Source organism: Ignavibacteriota bacterium (genome assembly GCA_016708125.1).
Classification (GTDB): domain Bacteria; phylum Bacteroidota; class Ignavibacteria; order Ignavibacteriales; family Melioribacteraceae.
The window spans coordinates 862,885-887,739 of record JADJGF010000001.1 but is presented as its reverse complement, the minus strand read 5'-3'; the positions used below and the strand labels follow the sequence as shown (position 1 = coordinate 887,739).

General features: G+C 28.4%; 22 protein-coding genes and 3 pseudogenes. All 25 read left to right on the top strand.

Features of this window, described 5'->3' with window-relative positions; translation table 11 throughout:
• The first annotated feature begins 136 nt into the window (after positions 1 to 136).
• The 25 genes and pseudogenes from IPH62_04250 (at position 137) to IPH62_04130 (ending at position 24,795) form a co-directional block, all read left to right on the top strand.
• The gene (locus IPH62_04250; protein ID MBK7104475.1) at positions 137 to 1,990 is read left to right on the top strand and encodes a hypothetical protein; all 1,854 of its coding nucleotides are present in this window, start codon (positions 137 to 139) and stop codon (positions 1,988 to 1,990) included.
• Positions 1,991 to 2,100: 110 nt separating this feature from the next.
• Positions 2,101 to 2,568, top strand: a complete 468-nt coding sequence (locus IPH62_04245) for a MaoC family dehydratase (protein ID MBK7104474.1) — start codon at positions 2,101 to 2,103, stop codon at positions 2,566 to 2,568.
• Positions 2,561 to 3,532, top strand: a complete 972-nt coding sequence (locus IPH62_04240) for a CoA ester lyase (GenBank protein ID MBK7104473.1) — start codon at positions 2,561 to 2,563, stop codon at positions 3,530 to 3,532. Before IPH62_04245 ends, IPH62_04240 begins: the two co-directional genes overlap by 8 nt.
• A gap of 5 nt (positions 3,533 to 3,537) precedes the next feature.
• Entirely contained in the window at positions 3,538 to 4,707 is a 1,170-nt protein-coding gene (locus IPH62_04235) for a DegT/DnrJ/EryC1/StrS family aminotransferase (GenBank protein ID MBK7104472.1), read from the top strand.
• Positions 4,704 to 5,362: pseudogene (locus tag IPH62_04230) on the top strand (acetyltransferase). The gene IPH62_04235 and the pseudogene IPH62_04230 overlap by 4 nt, the downstream one beginning before the upstream one ends.
• Positions 5,363 to 5,375: 13 nt before the next feature.
• Complete coding sequence (locus IPH62_04225; protein ID MBK7104471.1) at positions 5,376 to 6,521, top strand: hypothetical protein; 1,146 nt, start codon at positions 5,376 to 5,378, stop codon at positions 6,519 to 6,521.
• The gene (locus IPH62_04220; protein ID MBK7104470.1) at positions 6,518 to 7,540 is read left to right on the top strand and encodes a methyltransferase domain-containing protein; all 1,023 of its coding nucleotides are present in this window, start codon (positions 6,518 to 6,520) and stop codon (positions 7,538 to 7,540) included. The genes IPH62_04225 and IPH62_04220 overlap by 4 nt, the downstream gene beginning before the upstream one ends.
• 29 nt (positions 7,541 to 7,569) lie before the next feature.
• Positions 7,570 to 9,927 (top strand): glycosyltransferase, encoded by a 2,358-nt coding sequence (locus IPH62_04215; protein MBK7104469.1) that lies wholly within the window; start codon positions 7,570 to 7,572, stop codon positions 9,925 to 9,927.
• Positions 9,927 to 11,435, top strand: coding sequence for a glycosyltransferase (locus IPH62_04210; protein ID MBK7104468.1), 1,509 nt, complete (start codon positions 9,927 to 9,929; stop codon positions 11,433 to 11,435). The genes IPH62_04215 and IPH62_04210 overlap by 1 nt, the downstream gene beginning before the upstream one ends.
• A gap of 185 nt (positions 11,436 to 11,620) precedes the next feature.
• Positions 11,621 to 12,508: a flagellin gene (locus IPH62_04205; GenBank protein ID MBK7104467.1), complete on the top strand. Its 888-nt coding sequence runs from the start codon at positions 11,621 to 11,623 to the stop codon at positions 12,506 to 12,508.
• A 68-nt stretch (positions 12,509 to 12,576) separates the two neighbouring features.
• Complete coding sequence (locus IPH62_04200; protein MBK7104466.1) at positions 12,577 to 12,930, top strand: flagellar protein FliS; 354 nt, start codon at positions 12,577 to 12,579, stop codon at positions 12,928 to 12,930.
• Positions 12,931 to 12,941: 11 nt separating this feature from the next.
• Entirely contained in the window at positions 12,942 to 14,348 is a 1,407-nt protein-coding gene (gene fliD, locus IPH62_04195; protein MBK7104465.1) for a flagellar filament capping protein FliD, read from the top strand.
• Between the two features lie 3 nt (positions 14,349 to 14,351).
• Positions 14,352 to 14,684, top strand: coding sequence for a hypothetical protein (locus tag IPH62_04190; GenBank protein ID MBK7104464.1), 333 nt, complete (start codon positions 14,352 to 14,354; stop codon positions 14,682 to 14,684).
• A gap of 3 nt (positions 14,685 to 14,687) precedes the next feature.
• A complete protein-coding gene (locus tag IPH62_04185; protein ID MBK7104463.1) occupies positions 14,688 to 14,951 on the top strand; it encodes a hypothetical protein in 264 nt (87 codons plus the stop codon).
• A 216-nt stretch (positions 14,952 to 15,167) separates the two neighbouring features.
• Complete coding sequence (locus tag IPH62_04180; protein ID MBK7104462.1) at positions 15,168 to 15,842, top strand: HAMP domain-containing histidine kinase; 675 nt, start codon at positions 15,168 to 15,170, stop codon at positions 15,840 to 15,842.
• Between the two features lie 15 nt (positions 15,843 to 15,857).
• A complete protein-coding gene (locus IPH62_04175) occupies positions 15,858 to 17,249 on the top strand; it encodes a sigma-54-dependent Fis family transcriptional regulator (protein ID MBK7104461.1) in 1,392 nt (463 codons plus the stop codon).
• A gap of 379 nt (positions 17,250 to 17,628) precedes the next feature.
• The gene (locus IPH62_04170; protein MBK7104460.1) at positions 17,629 to 19,020 is read left to right on the top strand and encodes a HEAT repeat domain-containing protein; all 1,392 of its coding nucleotides are present in this window, start codon (positions 17,629 to 17,631) and stop codon (positions 19,018 to 19,020) included.
• A 3-nt stretch (positions 19,021 to 19,023) separates the two neighbouring features.
• Positions 19,024 to 19,929: a protein-glutamate O-methyltransferase CheR gene (locus IPH62_04165; GenBank protein ID MBK7104459.1), complete on the top strand. Its 906-nt coding sequence runs from the start codon at positions 19,024 to 19,026 to the stop codon at positions 19,927 to 19,929.
• 4 nt (positions 19,930 to 19,933) lie between these two features.
• A complete protein-coding gene (locus tag IPH62_04160; GenBank protein MBK7104458.1) occupies positions 19,934 to 20,299 on the top strand; it encodes a response regulator in 366 nt (121 codons plus the stop codon).
• 15 nt (positions 20,300 to 20,314) lie between these two features.
• Complete coding sequence (locus tag IPH62_04155) at positions 20,315 to 20,689, top strand: response regulator (GenBank protein MBK7104457.1); 375 nt, start codon at positions 20,315 to 20,317, stop codon at positions 20,687 to 20,689.
• A 13-nt stretch (positions 20,690 to 20,702) separates the two neighbouring features.
• Entirely contained in the window at positions 20,703 to 21,458 is a 756-nt protein-coding gene (locus IPH62_04150; protein ID MBK7104456.1) for a protein phosphatase CheZ, read from the top strand.
• A gap of 16 nt (positions 21,459 to 21,474) precedes the next feature.
• Positions 21,475 to 21,726: pseudogene (locus IPH62_04145) on the top strand (Hpt domain-containing protein).
• Between the two features lie 30 nt (positions 21,727 to 21,756).
• A pseudogene (locus tag IPH62_04140) lies at positions 21,757 to 23,475 on the top strand (chemotaxis protein CheW).
• Position 23,476: 1 nt separating this feature from the next.
• The gene (locus tag IPH62_04135) at positions 23,477 to 24,547 is read left to right on the top strand and encodes a chemotaxis response regulator protein-glutamate methylesterase (protein MBK7104455.1); all 1,071 of its coding nucleotides are present in this window, start codon (positions 23,477 to 23,479) and stop codon (positions 24,545 to 24,547) included.
• A 2-nt stretch (positions 24,548 to 24,549) separates the two neighbouring features.
• Positions 24,550 to 24,795 carry a hypothetical protein gene (locus IPH62_04130; GenBank protein MBK7104454.1) on the top strand — a complete coding sequence of 82 codons (246 nt, stop codon included), beginning with the start codon at positions 24,550 to 24,552 and terminating at the stop codon, positions 24,793 to 24,795.
• Positions 24,796 to 24,855: the final 60 nt, after the last annotated feature.

Below are 24,855 nucleotides of genomic sequence, written 5' to 3'. Positions count from 1 at the left end.
CTTACAAAATTCAAAATTCTAAGAATTTTAAGTCTATTCCATATTAAACTAATTACTTGCAAAATACGATTATACCTCGAAAAAGGATTTTCACAATAAATTAGTAGAAGAAGTTCTACAACTTCATGGAAGAAGAATGTTCGCAAACCGAATGGATATACTCGAAAATATAGACGAAGTAAATCTTTCAAGAGAGCTTGAAATTGCCAAATTCCGTAATTACGGACGAGAACATTTTTCTGATCTGTTAAGATACGAAATTAGTTTTGATCAATTCATTAGCAACACTTCCAAATTTTATTCAATAAAACTTCCGCATGAAATTTCCGATTTTTTAATTCGATTAGAAACTGCACCTTATTTTTGGCTTTCCGAAGCAGATGTTGTTAGAAATATTGAAGATCTTTTACTCACAAAAAACGGCAAATTTAATTACGTATCAAATTTTAGAGAAATAAAAAAATACTATACTCAGTGGATAACTTTAAAAACGAGTAAAGAAAAACAATATTATGCGTTCAGCATAAGTAATCAAATTGAGAGAAATTTATCGTATCAAAGTTTTTACAATCTGATTATTTATGGTGTTTTACTAACTTTTGATAAAAGTATTTATAATCCTAAAAGAGCAATTGAACTTTTTGATCAAGCCGGGGAAATGGTTAACGGCTGCGAAATTGAAACGTCATTAAAAAAAGATTTACTTTACTATCTTAAAATTTACAAAGGGTTTGTTTACTTTTTGGAATATAATTACAGCAAAGCCAGATCAACATTTAATGAAGCGTTGCAATTTAATCCACATGGCGTAAATGCTAATTATTATATTGCCTTAAGCAGTAAATACTTGGATGATTTTGATACTGCATTTGACGGACTTAAAAATGTTTTAGAATATGATAGAATGAGATTTCAATATGCAATTAATTATAACTTCTTAAAACTGTTTACGTTCTTTTATAACAATGCTTGCTTCTATAATGTTTTTACGGAACTTGGTTTTGCTCAAATGCTTCCTGATATTGATTTTCTTCTACGATCATTTTTTTCAAGCGATGCAAATAGTATGGAATTAACGTACAGCAAACTTATTAATTTGGATAATCTTAGAATTAAAGAATTTTTCAATCAAGAAGTTTATGCGGAAATGGATTTTTTAAGAAAAGCTTTGGATAATTACAAAAATAAAAAAAACGGGCTTATCAGAATTGGCGAACAAATTTTTAGAGATAAATTAATTACGTTAATAGAATTTATTCGGAATTTAATTGAGTCACATTATTTTGATCAAATTAAAGAAGAAATAAATGTTTTTGATAAACAAATTGAACAAAACAAAAGACAATTAGATTTGATTAAACATGAAAAAGACGATGCTTTTAAAAAAATTAAAATGACGGAAAAAGAAGCATTTGAATATTTAGAAGGATCATTAACAGAAAGAGCAAAAATAATAGAAGATAAAATTAAAAGCTTAGAAGAAAGTAATAAATTTGATCCGTCAAAAGTTTTTTACAGTTCAATGATTTTTACGGCTGCAATTTCTTTTGTAATTTTTTTAGTTGTGGGAATTATGTCGGTTATGTTTGGCTGGGATGAAGGTAACAGCAGTATAAATACAATAGCGGTAAACGGTTTTAAATGGGGAGGAATAACATTTTTGCTTGGAATTTCAATTTCCGTATTTACGGCATTTTCATCATTCTGGGAAAAAAGTGCTTATAAGAAAAAGTTAATTGCACAATCAGAATTTGTAAAATCTACGCAAACAGATGAAAGGAAAAATTTAGAAATTGATTCAAATTTAAAAGCAAAAATTTATGAACAAAAGTTTAATGAGAGAATTTTAACTCAACAAAAAATTATAGAAAGTTTTGTTGAAGAACGAGAAGAAAATTATAAACACAAATATAAAATTGCAAAAAAAGAAATTGATGAATACATCACACCGCTAAATAACCTGCTAAAATCCTTGGAAAATGTTGGCTAATAATAGCCAGCAATCTGAATAGCTACACAGAAAATCTACAAAACGCTTAAAAATCGTAATAATTTATTTGGAATGATTTTGGAATATTTTTCACAAAAATATATAGAAAAATGCAGCCAAATAGATTAGGAAATTATTTTGAGGATTTTGAAGAAGGTGAAGTTATTTCACATTCTCTATCTAAGACTATATACGAAAGTGATAATAATTTATTCAGTCTTTTAACTATGAATTATCATCCACTTCATACAAATTCTCATTATTCCAAAAATGAAATTTATGGGAAACCAATCGTTGTTGGAACATTAGTTTTTAGTTTGGTTGTGGGAATTACGGTTTTAGATATTAGCGGAAAAGCAATTGCAAATTTAGAATATAAAAATGTTAAACACTTAAATCCTGTTTTTACTAATGATACAATTTATGCAAAAACAAAAATTTTAAGTAAAGAAGAATCAAAAAGCAAAAATGATAGAGGAATAATTACGGTTGAGACGATTGCATATAATCAAAATAATCTCGAAGTATTAAGTTTTACAAGACTAATACTTATAAAAAAAAGGAATTATGATGAATAATAACTTTTTACTTCGAAGCTTAATGTTTGTGCCGGGAAATAATATAAAATTATTGGAAAGTGCCGCAAAATCAAAAGCTGACGTTCTTTTATTGGATATTGAAGATTCAGTGCCAAATTCACATAATAAGCAATATGCAAGAGATACAATTCAACAATTTATTGCAGAAGGAAAATTTGCTAATTATTCGGTTTTTCCAAGAGTAAATGATCGAGAAAGCGGACACTTACTCAAGGATATTTATCAATTAACTATTCCGGGAATTGATGGATTTATGTATCCTAAATCAACCAAAGGTGAGGATATTTATTTTTTTGATAAATTACTTGAAACAATAGAATATGAAAAAAATCTTCCCATAGGAAGTTTTAAAATTATTCCATTAATTGAAACTACCGGCGCAGTTTTAAATGTTCAGGATATTTGTAAAGCTTCAAAAAGAGTTTTAGCAATTGCATATGGATGTGAAGATTTTATAACGGATTTAGGTGGAATTCATGATGCAGAAGCATTAAGCTTATTTACACCAAGAGCAATGATTGCAATGGCTGCAAAAGCTAATAAAGTGGTTCCAATTGATACCGTTCATATTAATGTTCATGATTTAGTCGATTTAGAAAAGAATTTAAAGATTGCTAAAAATTTAGGTTTTGAAGGAATGCTGATTCTAAATCCCAAAGAAATTGACTTAGTACATAAATATTTTACTCCGAATTCTCTTGAAATTGAAAATGCGAAAGAAATATTAGATAGTTATCAAAAAGCACAAAAAGAAGGAACTGGCGTTACTATCATAAATGGAAAATTTATCGGTCCTCCAATAGTTTCGGCAGCAAAAAAAATTTTATCAAAATATGAAAAACTTAATAACAATAAGAAAAATGTGGTTGTAATAAATACTCTATCAAATGTTAGTAAAAAGAATTCTGACACAGATCAAAATAAATTTAAATTAAAAGTATAATAAGTATGGAATCCGTTGATAACCAAATATTAACAAAAGATAGTTTTAGTAATATAGAAAAAATCTTTGTTAATCAACCAACACTTCCGGAATTGGATGAGTTTATTATTCTTTTAAAGGAAATTTGGCAATCAAAATTTTTAACAAATAATGGAAAATTTCATCAGCAATTAGAAAGTGAATTGGCAAATTATCTTGGGGTTGAGTATATATCATTATTTGCAAATGGTACATTAGCATTAATTGCCGCACTTCAAGTTTTAGATATTAAAGGAGAAGTAATCACAACTCCTTATAGTTTTGTTGCAACAACTCATGCAATTAAATGGAATGGTATAACACCAGTTTTTTGTGATATTGATCCAACTACTTGTAATATTGATCCAAAAAAAATTGAAAAACTTTTAACCGGCAATACTTCCGCAATTCTTCCGGTTCATGTTTATGGCAATCCATGTTATGTGGAAGAACTTCAAGAAATTGCAGATGTATATGGATTAAAAATTATTTATGATGCAGCACATGCTTTCGGTGTTAAAATTAAAAACGAATCAATATTAAATTTTGGTGATTTATCTGTTTTAAGTTTTCATGCAACAAAAATTTATAATACTTTGGAAGGTGGGGCAATTATTTCGCATGATCCAAAAATTAAAAAACGAATTGATTATTTAAAGAATTTTGGATTTGCTGGTGAAACAACAGTTGTTTCTACCGGAATTAATGCAAAAATGAATGAAATGCAAGCTGCATTGGGATTGCTTCAATTAAAAGATTTTGAATTCCATAAATCAAAAAGAAAATTTATTGCAAAAAATTATGCGGAAGAATTAAAGAACATTAAAGGTTTAAGATTTTTATCTCCTCAAAATTATGTATCAGAAAATTTTGCTTACTTTCCAATTTTTATTGAAGAAAAGGAATTTGGAAAAAGTAGGGATGAAGTATATCAAACATTAAAAAACAATAATATCTTTGCACGAAGATATTTTTATCCGCTAATTAGTCATTTCCCAATGTACAGAAATTTAGAAACTTCAAACCCAAATAATCTTAGAAATGCAGAAAAAATTACTGAAGAAGTTATTTGTTTACCAATATTTTCCGATTTAAGTAAAACTTCACAAGAAAAGATAATTAAAACGATTATTGACCTTAACAAAAATCAAATATGAAAAAAATTATAATACTTGGCGGAAGTGGAATAGGAATGATCGCAGCATCAATTATAGAAAAAAATCGAATAGGTGAAGTTATTGGTTTTTAAATGATTTTGAAAAAGTTGGAAATAAGATAGGAAAATTTAAAAAATTTCCGATCATCGGTAAAACAGAAGATTTAGACAATTATTTATTAGACGAAAATACATATTGTTTCATTGCTTATGTTGGGTTAAAAAACGAAAAAGAAACATTTAATAAAATAAATTCATTACAAATTCCTCAAAAAAAATTAATTAGTATTATTGATAAAACATCGGTAATTCCAAATGAATTTTGTAAAATCGGCAATGGAGTTTTGATTGCTCCGCTTGCACAATTAAGTACGGATACAATAGTATCAGATAATTGTATTCTACTTCCAAACTCTTATTTGGGTCATGATTCAACCCTTGAACAATTTGCACATTTAGCAACAAATGCTGTTGTAGGTGCAAATGTTTTAGTTGGTAAAGGAGTACATATTGGAAGTAATGCAACAATAAGGGAGAAAGTGTGTATAGGTGACTTTAGTTTAATTGGAGCTGGTGCAGTAGTTTTAAATGATGTGCCGGAAAATAGTATTGTTGCCGGTAATCCAGCAAAGATTATAAAATATAGAAATAATTAGTAAGAGATTGATAATGTTTAAATATGTAATATTTGCACCATCGCTTAAAATCAATAGCGGTGGTGTAACAGTTTTGCATTTTTTATGTGATTATATAAATCGACTTGGTTATGAAGCGTATTTATGGCCAAGCGATAATAATTTTGATACGTTTTTAACTAATGCAAAATATAAAATTTCATTAGCGAATTATGAAATATTAAGTTCAAAATTTATCGCAATTTATCCGGAAATTATCATTGGTAATCCCCTTAATGCAAAATATGTTGTTAGATGGATATTGAATAAACCAGGAGTGCTTGGCGGTGATGGTAATTTTGGAAACGACGATTTACTTTTTTATTATTCCAAATCTTTTACAAATGGTCAAAAAGATGTTAACTATCTTCAAATTATTGAGCTTTATGGTGATATGTTCATTAATAAAAATTTAAAACGTAGTGGTAGTTGTTATGTTATGAGAAAAGGAAAAAATAGAAAAATTATTCATGATTTGAATGAAAGTATTGAAATAATTGACTCAATGCCATCTCAAGAATTGGTTGAAATTTTTAATAAAACTAAATATTTCTATTCTTATGATTATGCAACATTTCTAAGTATTCAAGCTGCATTGTGTGGTTGTATTAGCATAGTTGTTCCATATGAAGGTACTTCAGCAGTTCAATGGATGAGTTTAAGTGAAACCAGAAAATTTGGAATTGCGTATGGTGAAGAAAATATTGAACATGCCGTTGAAACAATGCATTTAGTCAGACCACAATTAAAAAATCTTGAGCAGCAGTTTTTGAATAATGTAAAAAATTTTATTGAACATACTCAAAATTATGTAAATGGAAAATTTCTTTCTTTGTTTAAAAATAATAATCCTAATTATTGGATTAGTAATTATGAGTTAACAATTAATGAAGCAGAAAATTTTCTCGAAATGGAAGAATATTCAAATGCGGAAAAAAAATTGATTGGATTACTTGAAGATTATCCACATGATATTAAAATTCTAAATCATCTAACATTAATTTCAATCAAAAAAAATAATTTTAATCGTGCTAATGAATTAATTAATTTGGTTATAGAACTTGATAAAACAAATAATACCGCCAATGATAATCTTGAGTACATACAAAATCTTAAGATGCAAGTTAAGGAGTTAATATGACAAATTACGTTTATGTTCCTAATAAACAAATCATGCAAAATTCAGTTGAATTAAGGGATGATTATAATAAATTTGTAAGGGAAGTAAAAAGATCACAGCATGCAATTCAAGATATGAGAATTGTACTTTCAGAAAAATATTTAAATGGAAGAGGAATAGAGATCGGTGCTTTTCACGCACCCGTGCCATTAAAAGAAGGATGCAGCGCAGATTATGTAGATAAAGTTGATATCGATACTCTTAAAAGATGGATGCCAGAAACTAAAGAGCAATATTGTATATATCCTACAGTTATTGAAGACGGTGAAAAACTTTCGAGTCTGCCTTCCAACTCGTATGATTTTTTAATTGCAAATCATATGCTTGAGCACACGGAAAATGTTTTTAGAACAATAGAAAATCATATTAGAGTAGTAAAAGAAAATGGATATATTTTTTACGCATTGCCAGATAAAAGATATACTTTTGATAAAGATAGAGAACTTACACCATATGAACATTTAAAATTCGAATATTACAATGGACCAGAAAAACATAGAATTGAACACTATAAAGAATTTGGGCGTATAGTAAGTAAAGTTACTGATGAAGCTTTACTAGAACTATATGTAAAAAATCATCTTGATGAAAATCGTGATATTCATTTCCATGTTTGGCAATATAATACTTTTCTTGATCAAATTTTAAAATGGATTGATGAAACTAATTTAAATATTGAATTGGTTGAACATTCGCAAAATGGTATTGAATTTATTATGATATTTAGAAAACTTTCTCAAATTGATATAGCTGAAGTTTTGATTGAAAAAGGAAAATTGGACGAAGCAAAAAAAATTCTTCAAAATGAATTAAAAAAAAATAATGAAAATTTAGAAATACAAAATGATCTTGCAGTAATTTCAATAATGGAGCAGAAATTTATTGAGGCAGAAGAAATTATAAAATCTGTACTTAATAAAGATAGTACCAATGAAATTGCATTAAATAATTTGAAGTTTTTGAACGAGGTTTTACACTAAAAGTTAATATAATTTGTATTGGAATTAATATGTCACAAAAAATAAAAATTTTAGCTTTAGTAAATAACTCCGGCGCTGTAGCAGATATACGACTTAACAGCCCATTAACATTTTTGAGAAAGAATGGATTTGTGGATTTTGAAATAGTTGATATTACAAAAGAAAAAGAATATAAAATTAAATTTGTTCCGGATATAGTAATAATACAACGAATAAATAATCTAATATACTTAGACTTTATCAGATTATTAAAATCCAAAGGTGCAAAAATTATATATGAAATAGATGATAATTTATTAGAAGTTCCCGAAAGAAACCCAGCATATAGTTTATATTCAGATCCCGTAAATAGAAGAGGGTTATTAGAATTTATTTGGTTATCAGATCATGTAACAGTTTCAACCCAAAATCTCAAGAATTATTTTTCAACTTATAATGAAAATATTTCTGTTATTCCAAATCAAATTGATGAAAATATATTTATCCCCCCAAAAATTGCAAAAGCAAATTATGATGAAATTAGAATTGGTTTTGCCGGAACTATAACTCATCAAGAAGATTTTGAACAAGTTATTCCAGCTTTGTTACAATTAAAAAAATATTATGAAAAAAAAATCAAATTAGTTTTTATAAATATGTTACCAGTTGAATTTATTTCATATAAAGAAGTAGAATTTATTCCGGGTGCAGCATCATTAAAAGATTTTTATGAACTCTTAAAACATGCAAATCTTGATATTGGTTTAGCTCCATTATCATTCAACAAATTCAATATGGCCAAAAGCGATATTAAATTTTTAGAATATGGTTTTTCAGGAATTGCTGGTGTTTATTCTAATTTTGGTCCATATAAAAGATCAGTAAAAAATTTAGAAAACGGCATTTTAGTAAATCTCGAGAACAGTAATGGCTGGTTTAATAAACTTTCGTACTTGGTTGAAAATCCTTCTGAAATTGATAGAATTAAGAATAACGTATTTAATTACGTGAATCAAAACAGAACAATAAATAAGAATTATAAAAATTGGTTAAATGTATTTAACAAAGTTTTAAAGATTGATAATATTGATAACTCAGATTCTTCCGTTTTCAGTAAGAAACAAAGTAATAAAAATGAAAAACTATGTAACTTAAATAATATTAATAAAATAACTTCAATTATTGCACTAACGTATAATCAGCTAAAATATACAAAGGAATTCATAGAATCAGTTCAAGCGAATACTTCGAATTATCAATTAATTATTATTGATAATAATTCAACAGACGGAACAAAAGAATATCTTACAAAACTTAAGAAACAACATCAAAATGTTAATGTAATTTTTAACGAAGAAAATCTTGGGTTTCCCAAAGCAATAAATCAAGGAATTCTTGAAGCAAACGGAAATTATGTTGTTTTACTTAATAATGATGTTGTTGTTACAAAAGACTGGTTGGATAGAATGATTGAAATTGCCGATTCAGATAATAAAATCGGTATTGTCGGACCAATCAGCAATTTTGTAAGCGGAGTTCAAATTGATAAAAATGCAAAATATAATTCAATAGATGAAATGCATAAATATGCAAATAGAATTTCTATTGAAAATAAAAATCAAATTCAAGAATTTCCGCGCGTTGCATTTTTATGTACATTAATTAAAAAAGAAGTAATTGAAAAAATCGGTGGTTTGGATGAAAGATTTTCGCCGGGAAATTTTGAGGATGATGATTTTTGTCTGCGCGCACAATTAGCCGGATATAAAACAGTAATTGCAAAAGATGTTTTTATACATCATTATGGTTCGGTAAGTTTTAAAGCAAACGGTGAAAACAATTATTCGGAAAGATTGAAAATAAATAAGCAGAAATTTATTGATAAATGGGGAGCTGATCCAGAAGAAATATGGCTGAAAGGTAAATTGTGGAAAAATAGAAATATAAAAATTCCTATTTATAAAGATTTATTTAAACAAAGCATCGAAAGAACATTTCAAAATATTGATGAGAATGAAATAGATTTTGCGATTGAAAATATTAAACTATCAATTGAATATTTTGATCAATCTGATAGAATTGGTTATGAAAATATTTCTAAAGAAGTGTTAATAAATATTGCGGGAAATTTAGCTTTATCAAATAATGAATTAGAAGAAGCGAAAAATTGGTTTGAAAAAGAGTTGGAAATAAATCCTAATTCTTCTACTGCGTGTTTTGGTTTAGGTGAAATTTTTAATAAAGCAGAAATGCTTGAAGAATCTAAAGCAATGCTGGAATGGGCTGTGGTAAATAATATTAAAAATCAAAATGCAAAAATTAAACTTGAAGAAGTAAATCAAAAATTAAATTTATCGGTTGATCATAATTCTCTTTTGATTGAAAATATTTTTGATAAGGAAATTTAATGTCAACAATTTCGTTAAGTATGATTGTTAAAAACGAAGAAAAATATCTTCGTGAATGCTTAGAATCTGTAAAAGATTTAGTTGATGAAATTGTAATTGTTGATACCGGTTCTACGGATAAAACATTAGAAATTGCCAAACAATTTAGTTCAAAAATATTTCACTTTAACTGGATAAATAATTTTTCGGCAGCAAGAAATTTTGCGCTTTCAAAATCAACTTGCGATTGGATTCTTTACTTAGATGCAGATGAACGTTTATCAAATAATTCAATCAATGAACTAAAAAAAATAATTTCATCAAATGAAAATTTAGGAGTAAAAAGTTCGGTTATTAGTCTGGATGATCAAAAAGGTATTTCGCAATCGATGAAATACACTAGATTATTCAGACATAATAAATCATTAAAATTTTCCGGCAAAGTTCATGAGCAGATTGAAAACTCGCTTTTAGAAAATGGTTACAAAATTATTAATTCTGAAATTAAAATTTATCATATTGGTTATAATGTTTCAAAAGATAAACTTAAAATAAAAGCAAAAAGAAATTTGGAATTGCTTCTCGAAGAATTTAATTCAAATAAATCATCTTACATTTCTTATCAAATTGCAAACTCATTTTTAATTTTGGAAGATTCTTTAAATTCAATAAAATATTATAAAAAAGCTCTTGAAGATTCAAAACTTAAAAATGAATTTAAGGAAGTCTGCTATTTACAATTAGCTGATTTTGAAATGCGAAATAATAATTTGTTTGCTGCGAAAAATTATATTGATAAAGGGGTAGAAATAAATCCAAATCAGTCATTATTAAATATTATTGCAGCGCAAGTTTATGCAAAAATGACTGATAAAAAAGCTATAAAATTTTGTAAAAATGCTTTGGAGAATAATTCAAAAAGTAAATTGAAATTAAGTAAAATAAGCGAGCAAGATATTTTTGCAGATGATAAAAAAATAATTTATGAAGGAATTATAATTTCACTTCAATTTAAAGATCAAGATTCACTGAATTATTTTTTGAATAAATTAAATGAAATTAATAATGATGAAACTAAATATTTAAATAAGATAATTAATAATGAACTTTGTAAAGATGAAATTATTAATTCGACTTATTTTATTGATCAGAATAATATTAATAATTATTTGAAGATTTTTGATTTTATAAAGAATAATGATTTGAAGTTAGAATTATATTCAAATATATACGATAGATTTTCTAAAAATTCAAAATACTTAAATGATTTTGGAGCGTTTTTAATAAACATAAATCAAATTAATGAAGCTAAAATTATTCTTGAATCTTCACTAAATAATAATGATTGTGAAGATTCGGCAATTTTTTATTTAGCATCTATATATGTTAATTCAAATGAAATAGAAAAGTTAAAAAGTTTATTAATTATTATAGAGAACAAATATTTATCAGAATCAATTTCTGCTTTATCGAAAGAGAAATTTAAAATTTTAGTGGAAAAAATCTCTCCAATATTAACTTCGCATTAAATTTGCTAATAATCACAAAACCAAATCTCAATAAAAAAAGTTACTTAAGACTGTAAACTTTTTACTTTGGTATTACGATAGTATGCCAGAAGAAAATTATTAACTAACAAAAATTTCAACAAGTGTTGAAAAAACAAAATGTGGGCAAGGATGCCCATAAAATTATCAATAACAAGGAGGTTTAAATGTCACAATCATTTAGAATTAACACAAACGTTGGTGCATTAAGAGCATATAATTCTCTAGCAAAGTTAAATGCACAGTCACAAACAGCTCAATTGCGTTTAGCTTCACAAAGAAGAATTAATAATGTTGCTGATGATACATCTGGATTCAACGTAGGTAAATCATTGGATTCTAAAGTAACAATTATGCAATCTGCTCAACGTAACGTTGGTTCTGCTCAAGACATGTTAGCTACAGCTGAAAGCCAGTTAATCAGTGTTAAAGATATGATTACTCAAATCAGAGGAAAAATAGCTGATGCAAGTAATCCAACATCTGATAAAGCAGCTATTGCTAAAGATATTCAAGCAATTGCAGACGAATTGGCAGCTTCATTTGGAACAACCAAATTTAACGAAACAAGTTTATTGCAATCAGTTGCAAATGGTGCCGGAGCTGGATTTACATTCCAAACTGGTGTTGCTTCAACTGATACTATAGCAATTGACTATGGTAACGTAAGTGGTGATGCATTAGTTGGTTCAACTGCTACTACAGCATTTACAACTAATGTTAGTGGATTATCTGCTGATGTTGCCGGTGCATTAGATGATCTAAAGGGCGTAGCTTCTGATACAATCGATGATTTAGATTTAGACGCTTTTGAAGATTCGGTTGATGCTTCTTTAGGTGCAATAGGTAACTATTCACAAAGATTAAATGCAAAACAAGAATTCTTATCATCAGCTATTTTGAATTCTCAATCAGCTTATTCTAGATTATTCGATGCTGATGTTGCTATTGAATCATTGAATGCAACAAAATCACAAATTGGATCACAAGCTGCTTCAGCAATGTTTGCTCAATTAAACGTTGCTCCACAGCAAGTACTTCAATTATTTGGTTAATAATTTTCTTTAATCGAGAAAGCTCTCCTATAAAAAGGAGAGCTTTTATAATTTAATATGGATAACTAATGTATAACTACTCAGCTGCATTAAAAATAAATAATCCAAATAATAGGGCTAATGCCTATCTAGTTAATGAAATTTTGAATGCTTCTCCTCAAAAGTTATTATTGAAAGTTTATGACTTTGCAATTGCTCAATGTAAAAATGAAAATTTGGAAAAAACAAATAAAGCTTTAGCAGAGTTAATAAATGCCTTAAGATTCGATAATGTGGAAGCCAATGAAATATCAATGGGATTAAAAAGACTTTATGAATTTTGTCAGGATCAAATGAGAAAAAAAAATTATGATATTGTATTTAAAATTCTGACTGAATTACGTGAAACATGGATTAAGGCGTTTGTTAGTATGGAAGGCTAGGAGTTTATAAGATGGATATATTAAGTACATCATCAATTAACAACTTAATTAACAATTCTAAGCAATCGGAATACATTAAGAAAGTTTCTCCGTTACTTGCGAGAAAAACTAAATTTTCGGATTTATCATCCACTTGGGGAAGTTTAAAAACTAAATTAGTTTCTCTTAAATCTTTACTTACGGATTTGAAAGATGTAAACGCGGGCGGAAGTTTTACCGGAAAAACAACAGAACTTAGTTCCGATGAATATTTTTCGGCAACCGCAAACTCTACTGCGGCATTAAGCTCTTACAACATAAGAGTTAATCAATTAGCTAAAAACGATAGAGTAATGTCCGATACTGTAAACTCAAGCGATTTAGCCGGATTGTCTGCCGGTACATATTCGTTTCAAGTAGCAAGCGGAGATTACGATCAAATTATAGATGTTGAATTAGAAGGTGCTGAAACAAAAGAAGAACTAATGCAGATTATTGCAGATGCAATAAATGAAGCATTGGGCGATGCTGTTTCTGCTTCTGTTTTTTCGCCAAAAAATGGTGAATCAAAATTATCCGTTATTTCAACGGAAAGCGGTTCTGATAATGCAATAATAATTAAAGATGTTACTGGAAATGCGCTTGATACGGTTGGCTTAAGTTTTAATACGCGCAGTTTACTTTCAGATAACGGAACCGGAGGTTATTCAACATCAGAAAGTGATTTGGATGCTATTTTAAATCTAAATGGCGTAACAGTTGTAAGAGGTTCCAATACAATTGATGATTTGATTTCCGAAGTTACACTAACTCTTAAAAATGAGATGGAAGTTGGAATTCCGACTGTAAATGTTATTGTTAAAAATAATATGGAAGCAGCAAAATCAGATATTGAAGATTTAATAAGTTCTTTCAACGAGGCATATTCTTTTGTGAAAAACAATTATTATGCTGATGAAGACGGACAAAGAGGAATTTTTGTTGGTAATGCTACAGCAATTGGATTGATGCAGTCTTTTGGTTCAATTTCATATCAAAAAGTTGATGGAATTTCAGATGGAAATTATAGTTTTCTTTCAGAAATTGGAATTGAGTTTGATCCATTATCAGGTTTAAGTATTGAAGATGATGATCTGCTAACAGAGGCTTTGGAAGCCAATCCGGATCAAGTTGCAGATTTATTTAATTCTGATAAAGGAATTGCAAATAAACTTTATGATATGGTGGAAACATATGTAAGTACTGAAGGAGTAATTTCAAATCTTATTGATAATTACGATAATTCAATTTCGTATCTCAATGATAAAATTAGTTTTAAAGAAACACAAATAGATTCAAATGCAGAAGTGTTGAGAAAAAGATATGAACAGATGCAGCTTCAATTATCGCAAATTTATTCAACACAAAGTTCACTTTCAATATTGGGATTACTTGGTTAATTCATGAAAAATGTCGATAATAATTTTGTTGAAATAGGAAGTTATCTTAATTTAATTACAAAAGAAGTAAATACAATTACAAATGATAATCTTGATATTAAATTAAAAAATGTAAATTCATACATAAAACAAATTGATAGAAAAAAGCGGGAAATTAAGGAAAATTCAACGGAAGATTATTTTAAGGCAGTTTGTGATAGAATTCACACTGAGGTTAAACATATTTCAACTAAATTCGATAGTATTGTAGAAGAGAAAAAAGAAATTATTAAAAATATTAGTGAAGAATTATCCAAAACTGTAAATAAGAAAAAATTAATAAATTATCAGAGGTAAGAAGTGGATATTAAAGGAGTGGGAAATAATTACAGTCGTTATACTGAACTGTATAAAAAACAAGAACAAGCTTCGAGTCGGCAAACTCAGCAGAAAACTGACAAACTTGAACTTTCTGATGCGGCAAAAAAACTTAAATCAGAAGGAATTGATGCTCAATTGATGACGGAAGTTAAAACTAAAATTGAAAGCGGTTATTATAACAAGGATGAAGTAATCAATAAAGTTGCTGATGAAATAATCAAAAAGTTTTCTGAAGAAAAATAATTTAACGAAGCTGTCTCATAGTTAATTTTTAGTAAATAGTACTTAAACAAATTAGCAGAAGTTTTTGTTTAGCAGCTATTTTAACAAAAAATTAAATTTGAGACAGTTTCATTTTAAACTCGCCTAAAATCTTATCATCTATTCTATACATTTATTTGTAAAAAAAGTTAAATTTATTTCGTCAATTCTTTCAATAAGAAACAAATAGGTTTAACCTTGTCAACTAATGTTCATGAAAACAAACTTCAAATTCTTGGTAAGTTAGCAGCAAGTCTAACTCACGAAATCAAGAACCCGCTCTCCGTCATCAAATTAAACTTAGAATATCTTAAAATGAGCAATGAGAAATTTGACCAAGAAACTATTGAATGTATTGATTCTTCGCTTGAAGCTGCGGATATGATTGATAAATTAATTTATACTACTCTCGAATTTTCGCGCAAATCAAAAGACGACTTTAACTATTATTGCGTAAACGATATTCTGCAAAAATCAATCCATATTACAAAAGGCAGCGCAAATAAAAAAAATATTTCCATCCGATTAAATTTAGTTGATAACTTAGCTAAAGTTAAAGTAAGCGAAACAAAAATTTTACAAGTGTTTGTGAATATTATTTCTAATTCTATTGAGGCAAGCCAAAACAATTCATGTGTAATTATAAATTCATATCAAAAAAATGGCAAAGTAAATGTTGATATAATTGACGAAGGTCTTGGAATACTTGATGAAAAGAAAAATGAAATTTTTGAAGAATTTTATACAAGCAAAGAAAATGGTACCGGACTTGGTTTAAGCGTCTGCAAAGCTATTTTGGAAGAACATGGAGCTTTGTATGAATTTAAAAATAATAAAACTAAAGGAACAACTTTTTCAATTCAGTTTAATTAGTAAAAGTGAGGCGGAATGAAACCTAAAGTACTACTTGTTGATGATGATAATCTTGTTGTAATGTCTTTAAAAAAAGTACTAATAAAATTTGATTATGATGTTGATGTTTGTATGGATGGCGGAAAAGTTGAAGAATCAGTAAAACTTAATTCACCGGATATTGTTCTGCTTGATATTTATTTAACAACTCACAACGGTTTAGAAATTCTTAAAGTTCTCCAACAGAAATTTTTTCATATTCCCGTAATTATGATTACTGCTTACGCAGATGTAAAAATTGCCGTTGAGGCAATGAAATTAGGCGCATTCGACTTTTTACTAAAACCAATTGAAATAGATCAGCTTGCAATTGTTTTGGAAAAATGTGTTAAACATTTAAGACTTCTGCTTGAGGTTAATGAACTTCAAGCAATGCTGAATGCGGGTAATTTATCTAGAGATTTTTTTGGAAAAAGTAAACCAATTCAGCGAGTTTTGAATATGGTTGAAAAATTAGCAAAAAGTGATGATACAACAATTTTATTCGAAGGTGCAAGCGGAACGGGAAAAGAAGTCTTTGCAAAATATATTCATCAAATTAGTCCGAGAAAAAACAATGTATTTATTTCTATAAATTGTGGTTCAATCCCAAAAGATTTAGCGGAAAGCGAACTTTTCGGACATGAAAAAGGTGCGTTTACCGGCGCTGCTCAAAAGACTAAATTAGGGAAATTTGAACTTGCAAACGGCGGAACAATTTTGCTTGATGAAATCGGCGAACTTAGTTTGGATATTCAAGTAAAACTTTTGCGTGTTCTTCAAGAAAAGAAATTTTATAGAGTAGGCGGTGAAAAAGAAATAACAATAAATGTTCGGGTTTTAGCGGCAACAAACCGTAGTTTAGAAGAAGAAGTTAAAAAGGGAACTTTCAGAGAAGACTTATTTTATAGATTAAACGTTGCCAATGTTATAATTCCTTCACTAAAAGAAAGAAAAGATGATATTCCGATATTAGCACTTTCGTTTGTGAAAGAATTTGCACAAAAATTTGATCAAAATGTTAAAGGAATTTCTGAAGAAGCAATTAATTTATTGCAAGAATATTCATGGAAGGGAAATATTAGAGAATTAAGAAATGCAATGGAACGTGCAGTTCTAATGATGGAAGGTGATGAAATTAAAGAACAGCATTTAAGTTTTCTGAAAAAAAATGATTCTTCGGATAATAATCAAAATGTAAATTTCGAATTAAAAGTTCCGCCGGAAGGTGTAAAAATAGATACGGTTGTAAAAGATTTAATTTTGAAAACACTCATTATTACAAAAGGCAATCAAGTAAAAGCCGCAAAAGTTTTGGGTTTATCCAGATCAAAATTGAGATATAGAATGGAACAGTTAGGAATTGAAGTTACAAAATCGATTCAGTAAAAATGTGAAACGAAAAACGAAAGACGTAAAACGAAAAAAATAAATTCGTGCATTCGTGGCAAAATTTAATCCCATCAATTCGGTGGGATTTTTTATGTTCAATATGTATTTCAATAATATTAAAAATAATTAGTAAAAGACACTTGAATTTCTAAAATAAATCAAATCTTGAAATCTGCAATTTTGTAATCTTTAAGTTTTCAATCAATTGGCTAATATCAGCCGAAATATTTTTTAAATATTCTCTTTTTTATCAAAACAATCGAAATTTTCCAGGCATATAAATTGCAATTGTAGTAAAAAACTTACAGGAATATTCGATAATGGTATATAGAATGAAAAATGACTTTATCCAACAGCTTCATCATCAGAGGTAAAAATGAGTAATCATTATGATGTTATAAAAAAAATATTAGATACAAATGATGCTGATAAAATTAGAACAACGGCAGAAAATTTTCAACTTGTTGAAATGCCCGATAAAGTTGTTGAATATTTAACTCAAAAATTAATTTTAGATGATAACGGCGTTAAAGATACATTAACCAGAATTTTATCAAGCAATAAAAATTCAAACATTCCCAAATATTTAGTTCCTTACATTTCCTCAGAAAATATTTCTGCAAGAAATTTAGCCGGCGAAATTTTATTAAACAGAAGAGTTGAATCAATAAAATCAATGGTGGAATATCTGCCAAGCGCAAATGATGATGATAAAAAATTCATTATTGATATTTTAGGGCTAATCGGCAATCCGGATCCGGCGTATGAAATTATAAGTATTCTAAAATATTCAAGAGATGATAACGTAATTTTAGCTTGTATTGAAGCACTTGGAAATATCAAAAGTGAAGATTCAATTGATGAAATTATCTCTGTGTATGATAGAAATGAACTTTTCCGCCCAACAGTTATTGAAGCACTCGGTAAAATTGGAACCGAAGAATGTATTGATTTTATTAACGAAAATTACTACGGCGTTGATGAACTAACAAAATATTCTTTAATTGAAAGCTTAGGTGAAATTGGAAATGAAAAATCTTTTAACATGTTGATAAATGATATTCAATATTTAGAAGGACCATTCAAATGGGTTGCAATTGAAACAATTGGAAAACTTGAAGAAAAAAGAAATTTGCAACTACCCACTGATATTGCATTAAAAAATTCATTGTTAGAAACTTTACAATCAGCTGATTTACAATATAAAAAATCTGCTGTAAGATTAATTAGCATGTTTGAAGGTGATAATATTGTTGAACATTTGTTTTCAATTTTTGCAAACGATGAGGAAATTGATAATAAACTGAGAGAATATTTTACAAACAATCTTCCAATATTTTTTAGAAAAGCAAGTCTGTATTTGAAACAAAATCCGCACAATTTAAAATCTTTCGTTTCACTAATAAAAGATATGATACAATTTGACGGCGGACTAAGTTTACAAACATTAAATGATTTGGAAGTTAGAAATTATGTAGAAATATTTTCAAATTTATTAACACATTCGGATGAAGAAGTTAGAAGTTCATCAATGGAATTATTGTTTTTTCTCGATTTGGAAACTGCATTTGTATTTGCAGATACAATGTTGGAAGATTCGGTTACATGGAATAGAATTAGGCTGTTAGAAATAGTGCAATATGGAGAAGACCCAAGAATAATTGAGATCATTAAAACTTTAGCAAATGATCAAGATGAAATGGTTAGAGAAAATGCACAAAATATATTAGCAGAAAGAGGAATAAGTAATTTACAATTAAAGGATTAATAAATGCTTAATTCATCGGTTACTTTAAATCCTAATCCTTTGAGCAAACTTAATTTTAGTTTTGGCTCACAGCAGGAACAAAAACTATCGCCCCAATCTTTTATAGAATGGCGAAAGTATATATATGATCTTTGCGGGATTTATTTTCAGGATAACAAAAAGTATTTATTGGAAAGCAGATTACAAAAAAGAATAAAGCATCTCAAGATTGATAATTTTGAACTTTATTTACAATATCTTAAAACAAATCCGCGAAGGGAAGAAGAAAAAAAACTTTTATTTGAAGCCATTACAATAAATGAAACCTACTTCTTTCGTAACCAGCCGCAGTTAGATGCATTGGTTGGAAGTATAATTCCCGAGCTAATGGCAAAGAAAAATTCCGGATATCAAAAATTAAGAATATGGAGTGCAGCGGCTTCATCAGGCGAAGAAGCATATTCAATTGCAATGATGCTGAACGAAATGATATTGCCAAAACATCCAAATCTTTCCGTAGAAATTTTTGGCACCGATATAAATTTTGCAGTAATAGAAACAGCGCAAAAAGGAATATTTAAAGAATATTCAATCCGTAATACTCCGCCGATATATCTAAAAAAATATTTTCAAAAAATTGATAACAATTACATAATTGATCCTAAAATTAAAAATATGGTAAGTTTCAAAGTGCTTAATTTATATGATGAAGCCGCAATTAGAACACTTAACAAATCAGATGTAACATTTTGTGCAAACGTGTTAATCTATTTTGATCAAGAATCAAAAATTAAAGTTGTTAATAGTTTATATAATAATCTAAACCCGGAAGGCTATTTGTTTATTGGTTATTCAGAAACTCTGCACGGTATTTCAAAAGCATTCAGATTAGTAAGTTTTAGTAAAACAATTGGATATAAAAAAGGATAATCAAATGAAAAAAGTTATTCTAATAGCTGATGATTCTCCAACAATAAGAAAGTTTGTATCGTTCTCCTTAAAAGCTCAAGGATTTGAAGTACTTGCCGCGTGCGATGGAATGGAGGCTATTGAATTGTTGCCGACAACAAATATTGATTTAATTATAACAGATTTGAATATGCCAAATATGGATGGCTTTGAATTAATAAAGGCAATAAGAGAAAATGATTCAAATAAAAATATACCGATAATAATTCTTTCCTCATTAAAAGGAAGCGAAGAAATAAAACGAGGATTAGAAACCGGAGCAAATTCTTATATGGTAAAACCATTTGATCCTAAAAGAATTCAATACGAAGTAGCGAAATATATTAACTAAACTAAAGAGTAAAAAATGAATACAAAATTTTTGGTTGTTGATGATTCTGTAACAATGAGAAGAATTGTAGTTAACACCCTCAAATCTATTGGATATAGTCAATATGCAGAAGCTGAACATGGTAAAGATGCATTGGATAAACTTGAAGCTGATGCTAATATAAATTTTGTAATTACCGATTGGAATATGCCGGTTATGTCCGGACTTGAATTAACAAAAGCAATACGTTCAAATTCAAAAACACAAACATTGCCAATTCTAATGGTTACAACACGCGGAGTAAAAGAAGATATAGTTCAAGCGCTACAAGCAAAAGTTTCTAATTATGTAGTTAAGCCATTTACACCGCAAATTCTAAAAGACAAAATCGATTTAATATTATCTAACTAAAAGGAAATGAAAAATGAGTAAATCGATAAAAAATTTAAATGATATAGTTGGTCGATTACACGAAGTTGACAATGTCTTTAAATTCGGTGAAAAAATGATTCCCGTAATTGAAGGTTTTGTTGCATTTATAAGTGACTTTATACCTTTCATTGAACAGGTTAGCGGTTCAATTCAAGATTCAAGATCAAAAATTCCCGAAGCATCAAATCAGTTAGATAAGGTTACAAATGCAACTGAATTAGCTATGACGGAAGTATTGGATAAAATTGATGAAATAACTTTGCAATTAAATGAACTAACCGAATGCATTGATGAAATGGTTTTGAGCAAATCAAAAGTTGAAAATTATATCGCCGAACTTTGCGAAGAAATTAAAGAGAATGAAAAAGCTAAAACAATATTCAAGAATTTGATGGAAGCAATAGACGTTGGCTTAACATTAGAATTAATGAAAAATAAAGTTGCCCGCATTATGTCAAATACGGATCAAATTACAATGTCTCTTCAAGTTCAAGATATTACAGCGCAGCAGCTTGCGGCAGTAAATCATTTAATAATTTCAGTTCAGCAAAAATTGGGTAATCTGCTTTCAACTGTTGATTCTTCCGAAATAAATGTGTCAGAGAATTTAGAGCATAAGAAATTACCGGATGTACACTTTGATGCGCGTGCGAGTTATAATCCTTCTGAAAATCAGCAGAATGAAGTTGATTCAATAATACATAATGAAAAAGCATCTCAAGCAGAAATAGATAAATTATTTTCATAAAAATATAAGAAAAAAAATGGCTGATTATTCGTTGCTAACAGATCCGGATATGGCGGAAATATTTGAGAGTTTCGTTGTTGAAACAAAAGAAACTCTTGAAAAATTAGATTTGGATTTGGTTAAACTTGAAAGCTCACCGGAAGATAAAGATTTACTAAATGAAATTTTTAGATCATTTCATACAGTAAAAGGAACTTCGGGATTTCTGGGACTTATTAAAATGCAAGAGTTAACTCACAGACTTGAAGATATTTTAAATAAGTTGAGAAAGGGTGAAGTAAAACTTAACTCAACAATTATGGATGGAATTTTAAGCGGATATGATGCTTTAAGTGAATTGCTGACTATTGTTGAAGAAAACAAGAATGAAGATTTTGATACCGAAAAAGAAATTAAAAAACTTGAAAATATTATTGATAAAATAAATGATAATAATTTTGATGAACCAATAGTGAATAAAAATACTGTTGAAAAAAAATCAAAAAAGAAAAATGATGCGAAAGAATTATCTATAATAAATTTGGAAATGAATGATGAAGAAATTGAAAAAGCATTTTTAGAGAACGCAAAAAATATTAAGAGTAATAATAAGAGTAAGAATAAGATTAAGAGTAAGAAAAAAGTCGCAGAACTTGTTACTAATGATAACGTTGTAGAATTTGAAGTTAATGAAAATCATGAAGAGAATAGTTTTGAAGAATCGATTGAATTAAATGTATTGCCTTCAAAAGAAGAAACGCAAGAAATAATTAAAGAAAATAATTCTAATGTTTCTGCCGAATCAAATAATAAAAAACAAGGCGAAGATAAAAAACAAATAAGTAGCGGTACTGAACAAACAATCAGAGTTGATGTTGAAAGATTAGATGAACTTTTAAATTTAGTATCGGAATTAGTTTTAGGAAGAAACAGACTTTCGCAGTTAAATTCAGATGTCTAAATGCAGTATGAAGGAACAGAAATTTCACGTAATCTTGCAGATACTACTCGACAAATAGATTTACTTACTACCGAACTTCAGCTAGCAGTAATGAAAACTCGAATGATAAAAATTGAAAAAGTTTTCAATCGTTTTCCGAGATTAGTTAGAGATTTAAGTAAGGAAACGGGAAAAGAAATCAATTTAATTATTAATGGCGAAAAAACAGAATTAGATAAAACATTAATTGAAGAAATTAATGATCCTTTGGTTCACATTATTAGAAATTCAATTGATCACGGAGTTGAAACTCCTGAAGTAAGGAAAAAATTAGGTAAACCGGAAAAAGGAACAATTACACTTTCTGCCGAACATGAAGGAAATCATATAATTATTTTAATTGAAGATGACGGAAAAGGAATTAATCCAAAAGTAATAGTTGAGAAAGCAATTGCGAAAGGATTATTAACTAAAGAAAAAGCAAATGATATTTCAAAACAAGAAATTTTCAATTTGATTTTTGCCCCGGGATTTTCTACTGCCGAAAAAGTTACAAATGTTTCCGGAAGAGGCGTTGGAATGGATGTTGTAAAAACCAACGTTGCCCGATTAAGAGGAATAATCGATATTGAATCAGAAGTTGGAAAAGGTACTAGAATATTAATTAAACTTCCATTAACACTTGCAATTATACAAGGTTTGTTGGTTCAAGTTATCGGCGAAACAATTGTACTTCCGTTAAACTCGGTTGTTGAAGTTGTAAAAGTAAATAAAAAAGAAATTTATACAATAAATCATACACAATGTATAAAGCTTAGAGAAAGAGTTTTACCGTTAATTAATATTGATAAAATTTTATATCATTCGGATACTTTACAGCAAAAAAGCGATTATCAATTTATTGTTGTAATAGGATTAGCAGAAAAAAGATACGGAATAAAAGTTGACGGCTTAATTGGTCAAAAGGAAATTGTTATAAAATCATTAGGAAAATATTTGGGAAATATTGAAGGAATTGCCGGATCTACAATTATGGGCGATGGAAAAGTTGTAATGATTGCGGACATTGCTGAAATCATTAATAAGCTTAAAGACTAAGATGAAAAATAAAATTAGAATTCTTGTTGTTGATGATTCTGCGTTCATGAGAAAATCGTTAAGCTTACTTTTAGAATCCGATCCTTCAATTAGTGTTATTGATACAGCAGTTGATGGTTTAGAAGGATTTGAAAAAGTAAAAAGATTAAAACCAGATATTGTTACTTTAGATATTGAAATGCCGAGAATGGATGGGCTTACAGCACTCAAAAAAATTATGAAAGAGTGTCCGACTCCCGTTCTTATGGTAAGTTCTTTAACAACAGAAGGTGCTGAAGAAACTTTAAAAGCTTTAGAACTTGGCGCTGTTGATTTTATTCCCAAAGCTATGTCTTTTGTAAGTGTTGCAATTACGGGAATTAAAGAAGATTTAATTAGAAAAGTAAAAGCAATTTATAATAGCAAAAATGTAATTAGCAGATTAAGTAATATTAATTCAAATACAGTAATAAAAAGTTTACCAAATAAATCAAATAATACTTTAGCTAAATTACCAACTATGAATTATAAAGCATTTGCAATAGGAATTTCAACCGGCGGACCAATTTCATTACAAAAAGTTATTCCATACTTATCTGATAAAATTAAGATTCCAATTTTCATTGTGCAGCATATGCCGCCAAAATTTACTGCATCATTAGCAGATAGGTTAAATGCATTAAGTACTTTGGAAGTTAAGGAAGCTGAAAATAATGAAGTAGTTAGAAATGGTGTTGTATATATTGCTCCCGGTGGATTTCATCTAACTTTAGAAAAAGATTTACATGGAATTGTGAAAATTAAAACATCGCAATTACCGGAAAATGTTTTGCACAAACCTTCAGTAGATATAATGTTAGAATCTGTTCAAAAAATTTATGGCAAAAATATGCTTGGCGTAATTATGACGGGCATGGGAAAAGATGGTTTGGAAGGAATAAAAAAATTAAAAAGTGCCGGCGGATATTGTATTGCACAAAATGAGCAGACTTGCGTTGTTTACGGAATGCCGAGAGCAATTGTAGATAATGGATTAGCGGATGTAATTGCGCCATTGGAAGAAATTTCAAAAATTTTAAATCAAGCGATATAATTATGAATAATTTTAACGAAGCAGTATTTAGAGAAATATCATATCGAAACGATATAGTTTCCGGAAATTTAATAACTTCTGAAGATGTTGAAATAATTGGCACAAGTAAAATTTCCGTAGAAGAAGAAAGTCATGAAGGAATCAAAATAATTCTAAATAAAGACGAAAATGATAATATCAAAGAAATAAAATTCGTTTGCTCATGCGGAGAAACAAAATCTGTTTTGTTAGATTATAGTGAAGAATAATTCCCAACTGACTAATTTTAGCCAATATTTTTTACTCACACCATTAAATTTTATCAATAA